Annotated in this window: 19 protein-coding genes; 8 read left to right on the top strand and 11 right to left on the bottom strand. The window is 64.0% G+C overall.

Going from position 1 to position 18,274, the window contains the following annotated elements; all coding sequences use genetic code 11:
- Positions 1-124 precede the first annotated feature (124 nt).
- The 3 genes from NO932_RS01800 to NO932_RS01790 are packed head-to-tail and all read left to right on the top strand — an operon-like array spanning position 125 to position 2,185.
- On the top strand, positions 125-955 hold the full coding sequence (locus tag NO932_RS01800; RefSeq protein ID WP_309209314.1) for a metal ABC transporter ATP-binding protein: 831 nt from the start codon (positions 125-127) through the stop codon (positions 953-955).
- Positions 948-1,793, top strand: a complete 846-nt coding sequence (locus NO932_RS01795) for a metal ABC transporter permease (RefSeq protein WP_309209313.1) — start codon at positions 948-950, stop codon at positions 1,791-1,793. The genes NO932_RS01800 and NO932_RS01795 overlap by 8 nt, the downstream gene beginning before the upstream one ends.
- A complete protein-coding gene (locus NO932_RS01790) occupies positions 1,790-2,185 on the top strand; it encodes a Fur family transcriptional regulator (protein ID WP_309209312.1) in 396 nt (131 codons plus the stop codon). Before NO932_RS01795 ends, NO932_RS01790 begins: the two co-directional genes overlap by 4 nt.
- 255 nt (positions 2,186-2,440) lie before the next feature.
- Here the strand turns inward: NO932_RS01790 and NO932_RS01785 are convergent, their stop codons facing one another.
- The 7 genes from NO932_RS01785 to NO932_RS01755 form a co-directional block, all read right to left on the bottom strand.
- Positions 2,441-3,166, bottom strand: a complete 726-nt coding sequence (locus tag NO932_RS01785; RefSeq protein ID WP_309209311.1) for an SIMPL domain-containing protein — start codon at positions 3,164-3,166, stop codon at positions 2,441-2,443.
- 79 nt (positions 3,167-3,245) lie between these two features.
- Positions 3,246-4,907 (bottom strand): ABC transporter ATP-binding protein, encoded by a 1,662-nt coding sequence (locus NO932_RS01780; RefSeq protein ID WP_309209310.1) that lies wholly within the window; start codon positions 4,905-4,907, stop codon positions 3,246-3,248.
- Positions 4,907-5,845, bottom strand: a complete 939-nt coding sequence (locus NO932_RS01775; RefSeq protein ID WP_309209309.1) for an ABC transporter permease — start codon at positions 5,843-5,845, stop codon at positions 4,907-4,909. The genes NO932_RS01780 and NO932_RS01775 overlap by 1 nt, the downstream gene beginning before the upstream one ends.
- Before the next feature lie 3 nt (positions 5,846-5,848).
- Positions 5,849-6,832: an ABC transporter permease gene (locus NO932_RS01770; RefSeq protein WP_309162951.1), complete on the bottom strand. Its 984-nt coding sequence runs from the start codon at positions 6,830-6,832 to the stop codon at positions 5,849-5,851.
- A 179-nt stretch (positions 6,833-7,011) separates the two neighbouring features.
- Positions 7,012-8,586 carry an ABC transporter substrate-binding protein gene (locus tag NO932_RS01765; protein WP_309162952.1) on the bottom strand — a complete coding sequence of 525 codons (1,575 nt, stop codon included), beginning with the start codon at positions 8,584-8,586 and terminating at the stop codon, positions 7,012-7,014.
- Positions 8,587-9,069: 483 nt separating this feature from the next.
- The gene (locus NO932_RS01760; RefSeq protein ID WP_309209308.1) at positions 9,070-9,417 is read right to left on the bottom strand and encodes an antibiotic biosynthesis monooxygenase; all 348 of its coding nucleotides are present in this window, start codon (positions 9,415-9,417) and stop codon (positions 9,070-9,072) included.
- Positions 9,414-9,719: an NIPSNAP family protein gene (locus NO932_RS01755; RefSeq protein WP_309209307.1), complete on the bottom strand. Its 306-nt coding sequence runs from the start codon at positions 9,717-9,719 to the stop codon at positions 9,414-9,416. The genes NO932_RS01760 and NO932_RS01755 overlap by 4 nt, the downstream gene beginning before the upstream one ends.
- Positions 9,720-9,791: 72 nt before the next feature.
- On the opposite strand from NO932_RS01755, the gene NO932_RS01750 reads away from it, so the two are divergent.
- Positions 9,792-10,481 (top strand): winged helix-turn-helix domain-containing protein, encoded by a 690-nt coding sequence (locus tag NO932_RS01750; protein ID WP_309209306.1) that lies wholly within the window; start codon positions 9,792-9,794, stop codon positions 10,479-10,481.
- A 47-nt stretch (positions 10,482-10,528) separates the two neighbouring features.
- Complete coding sequence (locus NO932_RS01745) at positions 10,529-11,476, top strand: aldo/keto reductase (RefSeq protein WP_309209305.1); 948 nt, start codon at positions 10,529-10,531, stop codon at positions 11,474-11,476.
- Between the two features lie 112 nt (positions 11,477-11,588).
- On the opposite strand, the gene NO932_RS01740 is transcribed toward NO932_RS01745, so the two are convergent.
- Positions 11,589-11,936 (bottom strand): VOC family protein, encoded by a 348-nt coding sequence (locus NO932_RS01740; RefSeq protein ID WP_309209304.1) that lies wholly within the window; start codon positions 11,934-11,936, stop codon positions 11,589-11,591.
- Positions 11,937-12,093: 157 nt separating this feature from the next.
- Between NO932_RS01740 and NO932_RS01735 the strand changes: the two genes are divergently transcribed.
- A complete protein-coding gene (locus tag NO932_RS01735) occupies positions 12,094-12,537 on the top strand; it encodes an Rrf2 family transcriptional regulator (RefSeq protein ID WP_309211103.1) in 444 nt (147 codons plus the stop codon).
- Between the two features lie 136 nt (positions 12,538-12,673).
- Here the strand turns inward: NO932_RS01735 and nagA are convergent, their stop codons facing one another.
- The 3 genes from nagA to NO932_RS01720 are packed head-to-tail and all read right to left on the bottom strand — an operon-like array spanning position 12,674 to position 15,617.
- Complete coding sequence (gene nagA, locus NO932_RS01730; RefSeq protein ID WP_309209303.1) at positions 12,674-13,822, bottom strand: N-acetylglucosamine-6-phosphate deacetylase; 1,149 nt, start codon at positions 13,820-13,822, stop codon at positions 12,674-12,676.
- Positions 13,819-14,847 carry an SIS domain-containing protein gene (locus tag NO932_RS01725; protein WP_309209302.1) on the bottom strand — a complete coding sequence of 343 codons (1,029 nt, stop codon included), beginning with the start codon at positions 14,845-14,847 and terminating at the stop codon, positions 13,819-13,821. The genes nagA and NO932_RS01725 overlap by 4 nt, the downstream gene beginning before the upstream one ends.
- A gap of 17 nt (positions 14,848-14,864) precedes the next feature.
- Positions 14,865-15,617, bottom strand: a complete 753-nt coding sequence (locus NO932_RS01720) for a GntR family transcriptional regulator (protein WP_309209301.1) — start codon at positions 15,615-15,617, stop codon at positions 14,865-14,867.
- A gap of 279 nt (positions 15,618-15,896) precedes the next feature.
- Between NO932_RS01720 and NO932_RS01715 the strand changes: the two genes are divergently transcribed.
- Together NO932_RS01715 and NO932_RS01710 are read left to right on the top strand one after the other, a co-directional pair.
- The gene (locus NO932_RS01715; protein WP_309209300.1) at positions 15,897-16,799 is read left to right on the top strand and encodes an N-acetylmuramic acid 6-phosphate etherase; all 903 of its coding nucleotides are present in this window, start codon (positions 15,897-15,899) and stop codon (positions 16,797-16,799) included.
- 66 nt (positions 16,800-16,865) lie between these two features.
- On the top strand, positions 16,866-18,137 hold the full coding sequence (locus NO932_RS01710) for an ABC transporter substrate-binding protein (RefSeq protein ID WP_309209299.1): 1,272 nt from the start codon (positions 16,866-16,868) through the stop codon (positions 18,135-18,137).
- Positions 18,138-18,274: the final 137 nt, after the last annotated feature.

The following is an 18,274-nucleotide window of genomic DNA, read 5'->3' as shown; positions in this document are numbered from 1 at the left end:
GACATTACACTGCGATGTAATGCTATAACGTTGCTATCGCTGTCAATCCGCTAAACGCGCGTCCGAGCCAACTGGTTGCCCGCCTGCTGCCCGGACTCCGCAGCCAACAAGGGCTGAACAAGGCATGAAAAATTTCGTGGCGCCCCAACGCGACGATATCGTCAAGGTCCAGGGCATCGGCGTTGCCCGCGACGGCCGCTGGCTGGTGCGCGGGGTCGATATGGCCATCGCCCGCGGCGAGATCGTGACCCTGATCGGCCCCAATGGCTCGGGCAAGTCAACCACGGTCAAGACCGCGCTGGGCATCCTAAAACCCGACGAAGGCACCGTCTGGCGCGCGCCAAGACTCAAAATCGGCTATGTGCCGCAAAAAATCGCCATGGACCGCTCTCTTCCCATGACGGTCGAGCGGCTGATGGGATTGACCGGTCGGCACGGCAAGTCCGAGATCGCCGAGGCGCTTGCCATCGTCGGCATCCCCCATCTCGCCCGCGCCCAGGTCCATTCCCTTTCGGGCGGGGAATTCCAGCGCGCGCTCATCGCCCGCGCCATCATCGGCAAGCCCGATCTGCTTGTTCTCGACGAGCCCGTCCAGGGCGTCGATTTCTCCGGCGAAGTGGCGCTTTACGACCTCATCGGCACCATCCGTGACCAGACCGGCTGCGGCGTCCTGCTCATCTCCCACGATCTGCATGTGGTGATGGCCCGCACCGATACGGTGATTTGTCTCAACGGACATGTCTGCTGCCAGGGTTCGCCCGAGACCGTGGCCGCCAGCGGCGAATATGCGGCCCTGTTCGGCCCGCGCGCCGCCCAGACGCTGGCCTTCTACCGCCATGAGCACGACCACGCCCACCTTCCCGACGGATCGGTGCGCGATGCCACCGGCCAGCTTCATTTCGATCACCACGCCCATGGGCCCCATTGCGAGCATGAGGGCCATAAGCATGCTTGAGAGCTTTTTCACCCGCGCGCTTCTCGCCGGCGTGGGGCTGGCGGCGGTCACCGGGCCGCTGGGCAGTTTCATCGTCTGGCGGCGCATGGCCTATTTCGGTGACACCATGGCCCATTCGGCCATTCTCGGGGTTGCCCTGGCCCTGTTCTTTTCCTTTTCCCCCATCGCGGGCGTCTTTGCCATCGCCGTGCTAATCGCCCTGCTGCTCGGTTTCCTGCAGCGCCGCGGCACGCTTTCAGCCGACTCCCTTCTCGGGCTTTTGAGCCACTCCACCCTGGCGCTGGGCCTGGTGCTGGTGTCGCTGATGCCGCATGTGCGCATCGATCTGATGGGGCTTTTGTTCGGCGACATTCTCGCCGTCTCGGTCACCGATCTGGCGCTGATCTATGGCGGCGGCATCGCCGTCCTGGCCGTTCTGGGCTGCCTCTGGCGGCCCATGCTCGCCGGCACGGTTTCCGAGGAAATCGCCCAGGCCGAAGGGCTCAACCCCGAGCGCACGCGGCTGATCTTCATGGTGCTGTTGGCCGGGCTGATCGCCATCGCCATGAAGATTCTTGGCGTGCTGCTCATCACCGCCATGCTGATCATCCCCGCCACCGCCGCTCGCCGGCTGGCCCGGACCCCCGAGCAAATGGCGCTTTATGCCGCCCTGGGCGGCGTTGCCGCCGTGCTCGCCGGCCTGTGGGCCTCGCTCCATTTCGATACGCCCTCGGGCCCCTCGATCGTGGTTGCGGCGCTCGGCGTTTTCGCCATAACCTCGATTCTGCCCATCGAAGCGTTTCCGGCTAATGCCGACTCCAATTCCGCTGCCGGATCCAAAGGAGCCGTCTCGCAATGATCGCCCATACCGATCTCACCCGCAATCAATCGCTGGTTCTCGACCGGCTGGAAAAGGCCGAAGCGCCTATGAGCGCCTACGCCCTGCTCGACCAGTTGCGCGATGAAGGCCTGCGCGCCCCGCTCCAAGTCTATCGCGCTCTCGACAAGCTCCTGGACATGGGTCTCGCCCACCGCCTGGAATCGATGAACGCCTTCGTCGCCTGCGCCCAGCCCCATTGCCACGCCTCAGGGCTCATCGCCTTCGCCATTTGCGAAAAATGCGGTCAGGTTTCCGAATTCTCCGACGATGTCGTCCGCGACCGTCTTAATGCCTGGGCCGACCGCGAAGGGTTCGTCATGAAGCGCACCACAATGGAAATCCGCGGCGAATGCCGCGCCTGCGCGGCCTAACTCTGCCTCACGGGGGCGCACCGCGTTTCCATGAACGCGCTTACCCCCGCCCGCCCCCTCTCCTCTCGTCGCCCTCGGGCTTGATCCGGAGACCCGCTTCCTATCGAAGCCGCTGAAGAGGTGGACAGCCCGGCGTCGCCCACAAGATACTCGCGAGCGGTTTGGCGGATCGGGTACAATCCCCCTGTCAATCCGGGACATGTTCCCGGAATCCAGCAGCAGCCTCTCCCCCACCACCGTCCGGTGTATCCTCACCTACTCGAGGAAGTAGGTGATCGTCGTCACCACCCGTACCTTCTTTTCCATCTGCTTTTCCGGCCGTTGATCGGGGATTTCCACCGCCGCCAATATCTCGAACACGCCCTGGTTCGCCGTCTGGATCGTCCCCACCTCGGCACCGGCTTCGGCCGCGAACTGTTCGGCCGCCTCGCGCGCTCTTTGGGTGGCCTCGGCCAGCATGTCCGTCTTTAGATCGTTAAGCGCGGTAAAGATGTAGCTCGGACCTGCATTGTAGCTGTCCGAGGAAAACACCACCCCGGCGCGCAGCAGATCGCCGATATTGCGCGAGGCCGTCGCGATCGCCTCCACATCCTCAGATGTGACGATGAACTCCTCGGTCAGAACGAACCGCGCCTCGTCCGGAGTGCCCGAGGCGTTGTAGCCGGCCAGCCGGTCCTCGACGAGGATATTCTGGACATTCATCGCATCCTCGGGAAAACCCGCGCCGGTCAGGAACTCGCGCACCGCAGCGTCGGAGGCTTCCAGTTGCGCCCGCGCATCCTCGAGCGTGGGGCCGGTCGCCACGAACTTGATCGGCCAATGGGCGATATTGGCCATCACATTGCGCTCGGACAGCCCTTTGACCGTTACCGTCCGGATCGGCTGGCGCGATTCGATCAACGCCTGTCCTCCCAGCCAGCCGGCCAGCGCGATGCCGATGGCGATAAGAAGCGCGGCGACGATACGCGAAAATGTGAGCATGGTTCGGTCCCCAAACAAAAAACGCCCCCCGGCGCGAAGCCGATGGGGCGCTTCAATCGTGGCGGGTTTTGGGCGGCGCCTACGCCACCTTGGCGATATCGGGCACCGCGTCGAGCAGCATCTTGGTGTAGTCGGCCTTGGGCGCTCCGAAGATGTCCTCGACCGGCCCGTTTTCGACCAGTACGCCATTGTGGAGCACGCCCACCGCGTCCGCCATCTGACGCACCACCGCCAGGTTGTGGCTGATCAGCAGATAGGTCAGCCCGAACTCCTCCTGGAGCTGGCTCATCAATTCGAGCACCTGGGCCTGAACCGAAACGTCCAGAGCCGAAGTCGGCTCGTCGCAGATGATGAATTCGGGCTGGCTCGAAAGCGCCCGGGCGATGGCGATGCGCTGGCGCTGCCCGCCCGAGAACTCATGCGGATATTTCCGCATCGCCTCGGGGTCCAGCCGTACGCGGCGCAGAAGGTCTGCCACCCGATCGCCGATCTCGCTTCCATTGCGCGAAATCCCCAGCGCCCGCATCGGCTCGGCGATGATCTCGCCCACCCGCCAACGCGGATTGAGGCTGGCATAGGGGTCCTGGAAGATCATCTGGATTTTCGAACGCCGCTTGGCCAGCGCATCCCTGTCGCGCCAGATGTCGGTACCCTCGAGCTTGACCGAGCCTGCCGTGGGCTCGAGCAGTCCCACCAGCATGCGCGCGCAAGTCGATTTGCCCGATCCCGATTCACCCACCAGGCCATAGGTCTGGCCCTTCTGGATCGAAAAGGACACATCGTTGACCGCCTTGACGATCTTGCGGCTGCCGCCGAACACCCGGCTCAGCATCGAGGGCGAGAGGTCGAATTCCTTGGACAGTCCCTCGACAACCACCAGTGGCGCATCGGTTTTTTCCGAAGCGAAACCGCCCCCTTGCGCGGCGGCGGCTGCAAATCGCGGATTCTGCGCCTTGATCGACGGAATCGCCTCGATCAGCTTTTGGGTATAAGGCTCCTTGGGCCGGTGGATGATGTCGCCCACCGTTCCCGTCTCGACGATCTTGCCCTTGTTCATCACGATCATGCGGTCGGCCGCCTCGGCGATCACCCCCATATCGTGGGTAATCAGCATCACCGCCACGCCGCGCTCGGCACACAGGCGCTTCAAAACCTTGATGATCTGGGCCTGCACCGAAACGTCGAGCGCCGATGTGGGTTCGTCGGCGATCACCAGTTCGGGCTCGGCGGCCAGCGCCAGCGAGATCACCACGCGCTGGCGCATGCCGCCCGAAAACTGGTGCGGATAGGCGTTGATACGTTCTTCCGGATTGGGGATGCCCGCATCGGTCAAAAGCTCGATGGCGCGCTTTCTTGCCTGGTCCTGCGACATCGGCAGGTGACGGCGGATGGTCTCGATCAATTGCTCGCCCACCGTATAGAGCGGGTTGAGCGAGGTCAGCGGATCCTGGAACACCATGCCGATCCGGCGACCGCGAATCTTGCGGTAGCCTTCCTCGTCGAGCCTGTCGATGCGCTCGCCCTTCAATTTGATTTCGGCGGCGCTCACCTCGCCGGGCCGGTCGACCAGCCCCATGATGGCGGTGCCGGTCATCGATTTGCCGGCCCCCGATTCTCCGACCACGCCCAGCACTTCGCCGGGCATGATATCGAAGGAAATCCCGTCGACGGCGGTGAAATCCCCACGCCGCAGGTGGAAGACGACCTTGAGGTCCTTTACGGACAGAAGCGGTTCAGTCATCAGCGCAGCCTCGGGTTGAGCGCATCGCGCAGCCAGTCACCGAGCAGGTTGACCGACAAGGCAAGAAGGACAAGCGTCACGGCGGGGAAGAACAGGATCCACCATTCGCCCGAGAACAGGAATTGCTGGCCGATGCGGATCAGCGTTCCGAGGGAGGGCTGGGTTGGGGGCACGCCCACCCCCAGGAAGGACAATGTCGCCTCTTCGATGATGGCGAGCGCCAGCCCGATGGTGGCGATCACCAGCACCGGCCCCACCACGTTGGGCAGGATGTGACGCACGAGGATAATGATGGGATTGACGCCCATGATGCGGGCCGCAGACACATAGTCCTTCTGCCGCTCGACCATGGTCGCCCCGCGTACCGTGCGGGCGAACTGGGCCCAGTTGGAAAGCCCGATGGCAAGGATCAGCACCACGAGCGCGGTGTTTTCCTGCTGGCTGGGCGGGATCAGCCCGCGCGCCACGCCAAAGATCAAAAGCGCGATCAGGATGGCCGGGAACGAAAGCTGGATATCGGCGATGCGCATGATGATGGCATCGACCAGCCCGCCGCGATAGCCGGCGACGAGCCCCAGCCCGACCCCCAGCACCATGGCGAAAATGGTGGCCGAAAGGCCGACGAACAGCGATACGCGGGAGCCGTGCAGGATGGTCGAGAGCACATCGCGGCCCTGATGGTCGGCGCCCAGAAGAAAGTAATTACCGGCAAAGCTCTCGCTCATGGGCGGGGTGAATCCGTCCATCAGATTGAGCGTGCGCGGATTGAACGGATCGTAGGGGGCGATCCAGGGCGCCAGGATGGCTGCCAGGATCAGCACCACCGCAACGATCGAGGCGACAATGGCCACCGGCGAGGTGCGGTAGGAATAAAAGATATCGGAATCGATGATCTTGGCGAGGCGCCCTCTGGGAGCCTGGGCTGAAATCTCACTCATGGGTCAGTTCCCCCGAGCCGGGCCACCGATCCGCAGGCGCGGGTCGACGACATAATAAAGAATATCCACGATCAGGTTGATCGCGACGAACACGAAGGCGATGAACATCAGGTATGCCGCCATCACCGGCACGTCGACGACGGCCACCGAATTGACGAACAGCGAGCCCACGCCCGGCCACTGGAACACCGTTTCGGTGACGATCGCGAAGGCGATGACCGACCCCAGTTGCAGCCCGGTAATGGTGATCACCGGCACCAGAGTGTTCTTGAGCGCATGGCCGAAATTGATGGCGCGCTTGGAGAGCCCGCGGGCCCGCGCGAACTTGATGTAATCCTGGCGCAGCACCTCCATCATCTCGGCGCGCACTAAGCGCATGATCAGCGTCATCTGAAACAGCGACAGCGTGATGGCCGGCAGGATGATCGAGCGCAGCCCGCTCTCGGTCAAAAAGCCGGTGTGCCACCAGCCCAGATCCACCACCTCGCCGCGCCCGAAACTGGGCAGCCATTGCAGCTCGACGGCAAAGACGTAGATGAGCCCGATACCGATGAGGAAAGTGGGCAGCGACACCCCGATCAGCGAGAATGCCATGACCCCGGCGGCCGCCCAGTTCTTGGGGTTGAGGGCGGTAAACACCCCCAAGACGATCCCCAGCGTCAGGGCGATCGTGGCGGAAACCAGCGCCAATTCGATGGTGGCGGGCAGGCGCGAAAGGATCAGGTCGGCCACCGGCGTCTGCAGACGGTAGGAAATGCCGAACTGGCCCTGGATGGCGTTGCCGAGGAACCGGAAATACTGCTCATAAGCCGGATCGTTAAGCCCCAGCCGCTCGCGGAGCTGCTCCTGGTCGGCGATAGAGGCTTCCTGGCTGACCAGCGAAGCGACCGGATCGCCCACATAGCGGAACATGATGAAGGCGATGAGCGAAACGGCGAGCATCACCAATATGGCTTGTCCGAGCCGTTTGAGTATGAAGGCCAGCATGGTGGTCTCCGTAAAGCGCTTTCGCGGGATCGTGGGCCGGCCCCGGACGGGCGGCCTGATCAGGCGCGATCAAAGTGTATAGGAATTCGCCGCTGGAACAAACGCCAGGCCGGCGCATCAAACGAAACGCCGCGCCACAACGAGAAAGCCGTGGCGCGGCGCGTTCGGGAACCGCCGGTCTATTCGAAGGTGACCGTGGTCATGTTGGGCTGGTTTTCAGGATGGACGGCGAGGGTCATGTCGTCGCGCATCGCATAGGCCAGCACCTGGACGTGGATGGTGAGGAACAGATTGTCTTCCTGCACCTGCTCCCAGATATCGGCGATCACCTGGTTGCGGGCGTCGATGTCGGTCATCGTGCCCAGCGACTGGATCATCTCGTCGACCTCGGGGTTCGAATAGAGCCCGATATTATAGGTGCCATATTCGTCGGTCTTGGTGTGGACCAGGTCGTTGAAGATGTAGGCCGAATCGAAGGTCGGCACGCCCCAGCCCAGAAGATAGAAGTCGGTCTCGTTATTGAGGATCAGCGGCGAGTGCTGGGCGATCGGGCGGGACGCGAGCGTCACGTCGATGCCGATCTGGCCGAGCATGCCCACCACGGCCTGGGAGATCGCCTCGTCATTGACGTAGCGGTCATTGGGCGTGTCCAGCGTCACCGAGAAGCCATCGGGATAGCCGGCCTCGGCCATCAGTTCGCGGGCGCGCTCCAGATCGGGCTCAGGGCAGGCATCGAGCTCTTCGGTCCAGCCGTTGACGAACGGAGGCATGTTGACACAGGTGGGGATCGACTGGCCGCGCATCACGATCTGCTGGATGGCCTGACGGTCGACGGCGAGCTGGATCGCTTCGCGCACCTGCGGGTTGGCGAAGGGGTTTTCCTCAAGGTCCGAGGAAAGCAGCGGCTCGTCGTCCATGGCGTAGCCGAAATAGATGGTGCGGTTTTCCGGGCCAGTCTCGACCTTGATGCCCTGGGTGCCCGCCAGGCGCTCGATGTCCTGCACCGGCACGTCCTGGACGAGATCGACTTCGCCCGACAGCAGCGCGGCAACGCGGGTCGCATCGTCGGCGATCGGGGTATAGATGATCTCGGTCACCGCCGGGGCTTCGCCCCACCAGTTCTCGTTGAGCGTCAGGACCGAACGCACGTCCGGATCGCGCTCGGCGAGCACGTAGGGGCCGGTGCCGTTGGTGTTGCGCACGGCATAATTGTCTTCACCAGCGCCAAAATCCTGGACTTCCTGCAGGTCGTGTTCTTCCGACCAGCCGGCATCCATGATGAAGGTGTTAGTGACGTTGTTGGGATAGAGCGGGGAGGGACCGGCCATCTGAAATTCGACTGTGTAGTCGTCCACGGCGGTGACGCTCTCGACGTCAGCATGGAGCTGACGCATGTTGGAATTCTCGCTCTTGGCGCGCTCGATTGAGAACACCACGTCCTCGGCGGTGAACTCCTGGCCTTCGTGGAAGGTCACCCCTTCGCGCAGCTCGAACACCCATACGGTCTCGTCGCCTTCCTTGACGTACCAGTCGGTCGCCAGGCGAGGCTGGAGGTTGCCTTCCACGTCGCGGTCGAGCAGCGTTTCGTAGATATGGTGGTTGAAGGTGTGGGTCGTGCCCTGGTTCTGGGAGTGCGGGTCGAGCGTGAGCGCGTCCGAATTGCGGGCCCAGCGGAGCGTTTCCGCGCTGGCTGCCCCCACGAGCATGGAGGAGGCCAGAAGGGCCGCCGCGATGCCGGTAAGCTTATTTCGCATATTGAATTCCCCTTGAAAATGAAATCACCACCGGTGGCGTTGCCGGCCACCGGTGGTGAATACCATCAAACAGAACGCGCCCACCCCCGCTGAGCAGGCACGAAATACTGACGCTCGGGTCTAATATGTCGAAACTGCACGGCCGGACGAATGAACACTCTCTGTTGATCTTCTTGTGCAGGGATTATCGTTTTGCATGATGATCCCTCCCTGCGACTTGGGGCCAGCAACGCTAAGCGCGCTGCGCGCCGAGACGGCAACAAAGCGTCTTTTGTTTGATCGCGCAATGGGTAAGTCCGGAACGTTTGCGTCAACTTTATTGACCTTTCTTGACCGCTTGGTCAAAAAATGGCCAAATTCCGGGGCGTTTGAGCGTACTTACCGGTACGATATGCGGAAATTGTTGGCAAAAATTTTTTGTGCCCTCCTGTTGCACAAGCCGTCCGGGCCGCGAAAACGCCCGATCTGAGCGTGAATCAGAGGCTAATCGCCATGGATAGCGCGGCTGTCGGCGGGCGCCTCGTCCCGTTCGGTCTTGCCATAATCGCGCAACACATGCGCCACCCGGAGCCGATAGCCGGCAAAGACCCGTTCCCCTCCCGCCTTCTGGGCCTGCCGGTGCTCCTCGGTGTTGCGCCAGGCCGCCACCGCCGCCTCACTTTCGAAGAACGACAGCGACAGCACCTTGCCCGGCGTCGAAAGGCTCTCGAATCGCTCGACCGAGATGAACCCCTCTATGGTTTCGAGTCGCGGCCGCAGCGTTGCGGCGATATCGAGATACTGGTCCCGGGGTCCGGCCTGAGGCTCCATTTCAAAGATGACGGCGATCATTGGTCGACTCGCCGCAAAAACGTCCGGTCTTCGCGCCGGATGAACCCCTCACGCATGGCGAAGGCGTAGTTCTCCCGCCCCAACGGGTCCTGCGCCAGCCGGGCGCGATAGGCTTCGTATGCGGCAAGGCTCTCGATACCGTAGATGCCATAAGCGAGCGTCGCCGACCCCTCATGGGGCGCGAAATAACCGATCAGCTCCGCACCACAGCGCGGAATGGCCTCGCCCCAATTGCGGGCATAGGCGGCAAACATCTCCGTTTTGGTCGGCTCGATCTCATAGCGGATCACGCAGGTCAGCATAGTTTTGGCTCCTCTGGTTGCGTCTCCTTCTATCATCTTGCATGGCACCCATGCTTCGGCTAGCATCGAACTATGAAGGAAGGTCCCGACATCACCCATGCCGCAGCGCTCATCGGGGAACCGGCCCGCGCCAACATGCTGGTCGCCCTGATGAGCGGCAAGGCGCTGACCGCAACCGAGCTCGCCTCGGAAGCGGGCATCACACTGCAAACCGCCAGCGCCCATCTGGGCAAGCTGCGCGAGGGCGGCATGCTGGTCATGCGCCGCCAAGGCCGGCATCGCTACTTCGCCCTGGCCAGTTCCGATGTGGCGAGCGCGCTCGAAACGCTCATGGGCCTTGCCGCCCGCTCCGGCCATCTGCGCACCCGCACCGGCCCTGCCGACACCGCCCTGCGCACCGCGCGGGTCTGCTACAACCATCTGGCCGGCGATCTGGGCGTGCAGATGTTCGAAAGCCTTCGCGCCCGGCAGGTGCTCGAACTCTCCGCCGATGGTTTGGGCGTCTCGCCACAAGGGGTTTCGTTCCTTGAAGCCTTCGGCATCGATCTTGGCGCGCTCGGTCGCGCGCGCGGCGCGCTTTGCCGCGAATGCCTCGACTGGAGCGAGCGCCGCTCGCATCTGGCCGGCAGCCTTGGCCGCGCGCTGTTTTCCCGCATCGAAACCCTGGGCTGGGCCCGGCGCGACGCCAAAAGCCGCGCCGTGCTGTTTACCCCCGAGGGGCTCGAACATTTCCATTCCACCTTTCCGCCGCGCCGGGATTGACCAGCCCGCCCCTCCTCCTGCCCCTCCAGTGTAAAAAGGAGCTTCCCATGCCCCTCCGCCGCCTCGGCCAAACGTCCATTTCCATCGAACCGCTGGTTCTGGGCGGCAATGTCTTCGGCTGGACGCTGGATGAAGCGCAGAGCTTTGCGGTGCTCGACGCCTATGCCGGGGAGGGTTTCACAATGATCGACACCGCCGATTCCTATTCCAAATGGGTGCCGGGCAATCCGGGCGGCGTCTCGGAAACCATCATCGGCAATTGGCTCAAATCACGCGGCGACCGCCACAAGATGGCCATCGCCACCAAGGTCGGCACACGTCTCGACCGGGACGAAAAGGATCTTTCGGCCGCCTATGTCGAACAGGCCTGCGAAGCCTCGCTGCGCCGGCTCGGCGTCGATCACATCGATCTCTATTTCGCCCATTGGCCCGACCCCGAGGTCACCCATGAAGAAACGCTGCGCGCCTTCGAAAAGCTGATCGAGAGCGGCAAGGTCGGCCATATCGGCTGCTCGAACTACGATGCGCCCCTGCTCTCGGCGGCGCTCGAGGTCTCGGCCAGCGAAAGCCTGCCGCGCTATCAGGTGCTGGAAAACGAATACAATCTCTATTCGCGCGAGAGCTTCGAGAGCGAGGTGCAGGAGCTGGTGCTGGCCGAAAAGATCGGAGTGATCGTCTATTACGGCCTCGCCTCGGGGTTCCTCACCGGCAAATACCGCAGCAAGGCCGATTTCGACAAATCCCAGCGCGGTGGCGCCATGGGCAAATATCTCAACGAGAAGGGCTTTGCCATCCTCGCCGCCATGGACAAGGTGGCCGGGGAGACCGGCGCCAGCCATGCGGAAATCGCACTGGCTTGGCTCGCCGCCCAGCCTGGCGTCACGGCCCCCATCGCCTCGGCGACTTCGGTCGAGCAGGTGGAAAGCCTCGCCCGCGGCGCCCGGCTCGAGCTCACCGCCGACCAGATCCAAGCACTCTCCGCCGCCGGCCGCTAGGGCATCCGGTTTCCGGCGACGCGGCGGTCGTCCGGCACAGCCGCCCACACCTCTGCCTGACATTCCGGGACTTGTTCCCGGAGGCGCGGCACCAGCCACTCCAGCGCCGAGATCACCCCGCCGGCGGCTCCCAAAGCTCGATCGGATTGCCGTCCGGATCATGGATGCGCGCAAAGCGCCCGGTCTCGGGCGTATCCCACTCGGCCCGCGTCTCGATGGCGATGCCGGCCGCGGCAAGCTCGTCCATGAGCGCTGTGAGATCGTCGACGCGGAAATTGATCATCCACTGCTTGTCCGGCGGGAAATAATCGGTGTCCCGCCGGAATGGGGCAAAAACGGTCATTCCCGCCTCCTGCTCCCAAAAGCCCGTGACGCCCAGATGGGTTTCATACCATCTGGCCAGCGCCTCGATGTCGCCGGCGCGAAAGAACACGCCTCCAATTCCCGTCGCCCGCGCCATGGCGCCCTCCTTTCGAACTCCCGCCTGATCGCACCCAACGCGAAACCTCGACGAAAGGTCAAGTGGTATAGTCCTTGCGCCCATTTGCCGCGGCAATTATGACAGGACTGCCGTGGTTGCCTCACCTCTTTCGAAAGGAGCGCGCGTTTCCGTGTCGATGATCTCGCAGAAAGCCCGCTACGCGTTGCGTGCGCTTGTGGCGCTCACTCGCGCCGGCGAGGGCGAAAGCCTTATGATCTCGGAAATCGCCGCCGATCAGGACATCCCGAAAAAATTCCTCGAACAGATCCTGCTCGAACTCAAGCGCAACGGCATCGTCATGTCCAAGCGCGGCAAGTCGGGCGGCTATCTGCTGCTCAAGGCCCCCGGCCAGATCAGCTTCGGGGAGGTGTTGCGCATCATCGACGGCCCCATCGCCCCGCTCCCATGCCTTTCGAAAATTGCTTATCGCCGCTGCATCGATTGCAAGAGCGAGGCCGATTGCGAAATCCGCCACGTCTTCTCCAAGGTCACCGACGCCACGCGCGCCGTCCTCGACCGCACGACCCTCGCCGACGCCGTCGGCGAGATGGACGTGCTGGACCGGGCAGTGAGTGCGTGAAACGCCGTTGAGAGGACAACTCGGGCAGCGCTTAAGCAGGAGCACTGGCACCGCAAGGAGAGCCCCTTCTCCCCTGGTGGGAGAAGGGGCGGGGATGAGGGGGCGCTGAGCCAGCACAATCCCCACCGTCAGCGGCCTACCCCACCACCCTCTCGCCCTTCACCCAAACACCTGCCACCTCCACCCCATCGGACAGGTGCACCATCGACGCCGCTGCGCCGGCGCCCAGATGCCCCATCGCGCCGGCGTCTATCGCCTGCGCCGGATAATGCGATGCCATCCTGAGCACTTCGTCGAGCGACAATCCCAGAGTGCGGTACATATACCGCACCGCCTCGATCATGGTGAGATCGGCCCCCGCCAATGTCCCATCGGCCAGCCGCAAGGCTCCATCGGCCCGTACGATCCGGCGGTCGTTAAGAGTAAATCCGTCCATATCGGTCCCCATGGGCGACATGGCGTCGGTCACAAGGAAGATCCTGCCCGGCCCGGTCTTGGCCCGCAGCGCCACCCCGATGCTTGCCGGATCGACATGGATGCCGTCGGCGATCAGCCCGGCCCAGACGCCCTGGCTGAGCGCCGCCCCCACCAGCCCCGGCTCGCGATTGCCCAACTGGCTCATGGCGTTGAACAGATGCGTCACCATCGAAGCGCCCGCATCAAATGCGGCCACCGCGCCCGCGTGTCCGGTATCGGAATGACCCAGCGAAACCGTCACCCCCCCTGCCGCGAGCCGGGCAATCTGATCGGGCGCAACCGATTCCACGGCCACGGTGGTGAGCAGGGCCGGCATTTTCGCCCGCGTGTCGAGCAGGGCCGCGAGATCGGCCTCCTCCATGGGCCGGATATAATCGGGATTGTGCGCACCCTTGCGCGCCACGGAAAGATGCGGCCCCTCGATATGGAGCCCGGCAAAACCTTTGACGCCCGCCGCATGGGCCGCGATACCCGCATCGAGCGCCTCGCGCGTCACTTCCCGCGTATCGGTCACCAGCGTCGGCAACAGCGCCGTGGTGCCGAACTGGAAATTGGCCGCGCAAAGCCGCTCCAGCCCTTCGACCGTACGGTCCTCATTGAACAGCACCCCACCCGCGCCATTCACCTGCAGGTCGACAAAGCCGGGCACCAGCATGCCCCCGGCCAATTCGATCCGTTCGGCATCGGCGGGAACATCCTCCAGCGGCACGATACCGCTCACGACGCCATCGGCGGCAAGCAGCGCCCGCCCCTCGTGCCAGGTCTCGCCATCGAAGATCGGCGCGCCGGAAATCGATATTGTCGTCATAGGGTGGCCGTCACTTTGCGCAGATGGGGAGGCTCGTCGGGGTTGAAGCCGCGCTTGCGCGCCAAGGCTTCGATGAAGCCATAGAAGGAAACCACCAGCGCGATCGGATCGGTCAGCGGGTGCCCGGTACGGGCCACCGGCAGCGCGGTCCCGGCCCCCGGTTCGGGATCGGTCACGAACACGGTGCCCCCCTGCTGCGCCAGCCGCGAACAGGTTTCGAGGATCGAGGGCCGCGCCTTGTCGGCGACCGAGAGCGCCAGAACCGGAAAACCGCGCTCGACGATCGCGGCCGGCCCGTGCAGTACTTCGGCGGTCGAATAGGCTTCTGCATGGAGCCCCGAGGTTTCCTTGAACTTCAGGGCCGCTTCACTGGCGATCGCCGCGCCCGGCCCGCGCCCGAGCACATAGAGGGAGCTGACGTCCGCCGTCGCCTCCACCAGCGCCGACCAATCGCATGAGAGCGCGTTGTCCAGCGCCTCGGGCAAGGCATCGAGCACCCGGATCAGCCGCTCGTCCCCGCTCCAGCCGGCAACGATCGCCAGCCCCGCCACCGCCGAGGTGACGAAGGTCTTGGTCGCGGCCACCGAATGTTCCGCCCCCGCGCAGATGTCGACGACGTGATTGGCCGCTTCGGCCATGGGCGAGTCCACCGAATTGGTGATGGCGATCGCCGTCGCCCCCGAGCGCCGGGCGCTCGAGAGCATGGCGACGATATCGGGGCTTTTCCCCGATTGGGAAATCCCAATAGCTCCGGCCCGATCCAGCTTGAGATCGACCCCGTAGATCGATGCAACCGAGGGCCCGACCGAAGCCACCGGCACCCCCGTCGCCAGCTCGCACGCATATTTGAAATAGGTCGCTGCGTGGTCGGAAGACCCGCGCGCCACGGTCACGATCACATTGGGATCGGCGGATTTGAGCGCCCGCGCCGCCGCATCGAGCGCGCCGCGTCCGTCGGTCAGGAGCCGTTCGACGGCCTTGGGAATCTCGGCCACTTCGCGCTTCATATGGGTGGTCTGAGTCATGCGGGCCACAAATCCTTTTAGATACGCAGTTCGGCGACAAAGTCGTAGGCGTCGCCGCGATAGATGGAGCGGGTGAATTCGACGATCCGCCCCGAAGCCAGGTAAGAGGTGCGCTCGATCTTGAGGCTGGCCGCCCCTGCCGCTACATCGAGCAGATCGGCGTCCTGGCCTCCGAGATTGACCGCGGCGATGCGCTGGATGGCGCGCACCGGGCGATTGCCGGTCTTTTCCAGATGCGCGTAAAGCGAGGCCCTGATGCCGTCGGGGTCGGGCAGAATCGAGGCGGCGAGCGAAGCGCGCTCGATGGCCAGCGGATTGCCGTCGGCCATGCGCAGCCGGTTGACCCGCGCCACCTTCTCTCCGGCCCCCAGGCCCAGCACCACAGCTTCCTGCGGGGAGGGATCGTAAAGCCCACGGTCGAGCCATTGATTGGTCATCGTCCGGCCCCGCCGCGCCATGTCCTCGGTGAACGAGGTGAGGCTGGAAAGCGGCTGCTCGACGCGTTCGATGCGCGGGGCAACGAAGGTTCCCGAGCCATGGCGCTGGATCAGAATCCCGTCGGCCACCAGGTTCTGCACCGCCTTGCGCACCGTCACCCGAGAAACGTCGGCGGTCGCGGCGATATCGCGCTCCGAAGGCAGCGCGTCGCCGGGATTGATGAGCCCGGATCTGACCGCATCCTCGATCGAACGGCGCAATTTGAGATAGAGCGGCCCGCCGCCCGGCGCTGCGGCGGTCTGCCGGAAAATGTCCTCGATGCTCAGAGTCATTGCCCGCTCCCCGCCCCGCTTCATGACGAAGCGCTCCTGTGATCCACATAATACCAATATCAGGCCATTGGAAAAGCCATGAGAACGGAAAATTCGCAAAAGACGGAAAAAGCGGCAGAAATCGGGGAACCATGGGCCCTCCCCATCTGCGATCATCACAAAATCGTAACACCCCACTGGACAAGTGGTATTTTTTTGGCATTATCGAGTTGTCAGGAGGAATTGCATGAAGCGTAGGGGTGACATGCAGATCGGAACAGCGGCGCGGGACATCCGGCCATGAGCGCGCTTGCGTCCACGGAAGCCGCCGATCCGCGCTATGCCGGGCTCGATGCCTGGGAGGATGAAGCAATCCTCTCGGCCCTGCTCGACGGCCAGAAGCGTGGCCTCGACGCCGTCACCACCGTTATTCCCGACATCGCCAGGGCGGCCGAACTCGCCGTCGCCGCGCTCAGGGCCGGCGGGCGCCTCGTCTATCTCGGCGCCGGCAGCCCCGGCCTCATCGCCCTATCGGACGCACTCGAAATCCCCCAGACCTATGGCATCGCTCGCGATCGTATCGTGATCCTCATGGCCGGCGGCCAGGCGATGACCGAAGAACTGCTCGGCGGGCCCGAAGACGACACCGAAGCGGGTGCAGCCGATATCGCCCAGGCCGGCGTCGGCCCCAATGATTTCGTCATCTGCCTGTCAGCCAGCGGCACCACGCGCTACACGGTCGCCGGCCTTGCCGCCGCCAAGGCCGCCGGCGCCAAAACGGCCGGCATCGCCGGCAACGCCAATACCCCGCTCCTTGACCAGGCCGATGTCGCCATTCTTCTTTCCACCGGCGCGGAAGTGATTTCCGGCTCCACGCGCATGGCGGCGGGCACGGCGCAAAAAGCCACCCTCAACATGCTCTCCACCCTGATCGGGGTGCGCATGGGGCATATCCACGACAATCTCATGGTCAACGTCACCGCCGACAACGCCAAGCTCGTCCTGCGCGCCACCGGCATCGTCGCGCGCGTCGCCGGCGTCGATCCAGATGTCGCCGCAGACGCGCTGCGCGCCGCCAACAATGAAGTCAAACCCGCGATCCTTCTGGCCGCGGGCGCCAAGAATCCGGCCGAGGCGCGGGACCTGCTCTTGCGATCGGGCGGTGTCGTGCGCGCGGCGCTGGCCCTTATGGGCCAGGCCTAGCTCCCGGCAACAAAAGGGAATCCCCCATCCGGTTCGCCCGATGGGATAACAAAGAGAGGAAGCATCATGATTTCGAAATCGAAGCTGCTCAGCGGCAGTGCCGGGGTCGTTCTTGCGCTCGCGGCCACGCCGCTCCTGGCGCAGGAAACCACCCTCGTCATCGAAAGCTGGCGCAATGACGATCTGACCATCTGGCAACAGACCCTGATCCCGGCCTTCGAGGCCGCCCATCCCGAGATCAACGTCGAATTCCAGCCCACCGCGCCCACCGAATACAATGCGGCGCTCAACGCCAAGCTCGAAGCGGGCTCGGCCGGCGACATCATCACCTGCCGCCCCTTCGATGCCTCGCTGGCCCTGTTCCAGGAAGACCATCTGGCCGATCTTACCGACCTCGAAGGCATGGCCAATTTCTCCGACGTCGCCAAATCGGCCTGGTCAACCGACGATGGCAGCCAGACCTTCTGCGTTCCCATGGCCTCGGTGATCCATGGCTTCATCTACAACGCCGACGCCTTCGCCGAACTGGGCCTCGAAGAGCCCACCACCGAGGAAGAATTCTTCGCCGTGCTCGACGCCATCCAGGAGGACGGCACCTATATCCCGCTCGCCATCGGCGCCGTCGATCAGTGGGAAGCGGCCTCCATGGGCTATCACAATATCGGCCCGGCCTATTGGGCGGGCGAAGAAGGCCGCCAGGCGCTGATCGCCGGCGAGGCCAAGTTCACCGATGAGGAGTGGGTCGAGCCGCTCGAAGTCCTCGCCCGCTGGGGCGAATATGCCGGCGAGGGCTACCAGGCCCAGACCTATCCCGACAGCCAGAACCTGTTCACGCTCGGCCGCGCCGCCATCTTCCCGGCCGGCTCGTGGGAGATCGCGCTGTTCGAGGAACAGGCCGATTTCGCCATGGGCGCCTTCCCCCCGCCGGTCCCGGCCGAGGGTGACACCTGCTACATCTCGGACCACACCGATATCGGCATCGGCCTGAACGCCGCCAGCCCCAACGCCGAAGCGGGCCGCACCTTCCTCAACTGGGTGGCTTCGGCCGAATTCGCCGAGCTTTATTCCAACGCGCTCCCCGGCTTCTTCGCGCTTTCCAACGAACCGGTGACGCTGGAAAACGAGCTTGCCAACGAGTTCGTCTCCTGGCGCGAAAATTGTGAATCGACCATCCGGCCGACCTACCAGATCCTCTCGCGCGGCACGCCGAACCTCGAGAACGACAACTGGCTGCACGCCGCCAACGTACTCGCCGGCACCGAAACCCCTGCCGACGCCGCCGCGGCGATCCAGGAAGGTCTCGATAGCTGGTATACGCCGGGTATGTACGAAGAGTAGGCGCGCCTCACCGGCCTGCCGGCCACCCTCTCCCCGAAGGGGCGAGGGTGGGTCCTACCCAGGCGCGCGGGAAAGAACCTGAACTGCCACACCCACAATTCCCTCTCCCCGCCGGGGAGAGGGCCAGGGTGAGGGGA

The sequence above is a fragment of the Pelagibacterium sp. 26DY04 genome (assembly GCF_031202305.1).
Lineage (GTDB): Bacteria > Pseudomonadota > Alphaproteobacteria > Rhizobiales > Devosiaceae > Pelagibacterium.
This window is presented reverse-complemented; position numbering and strand designations above follow the sequence as displayed.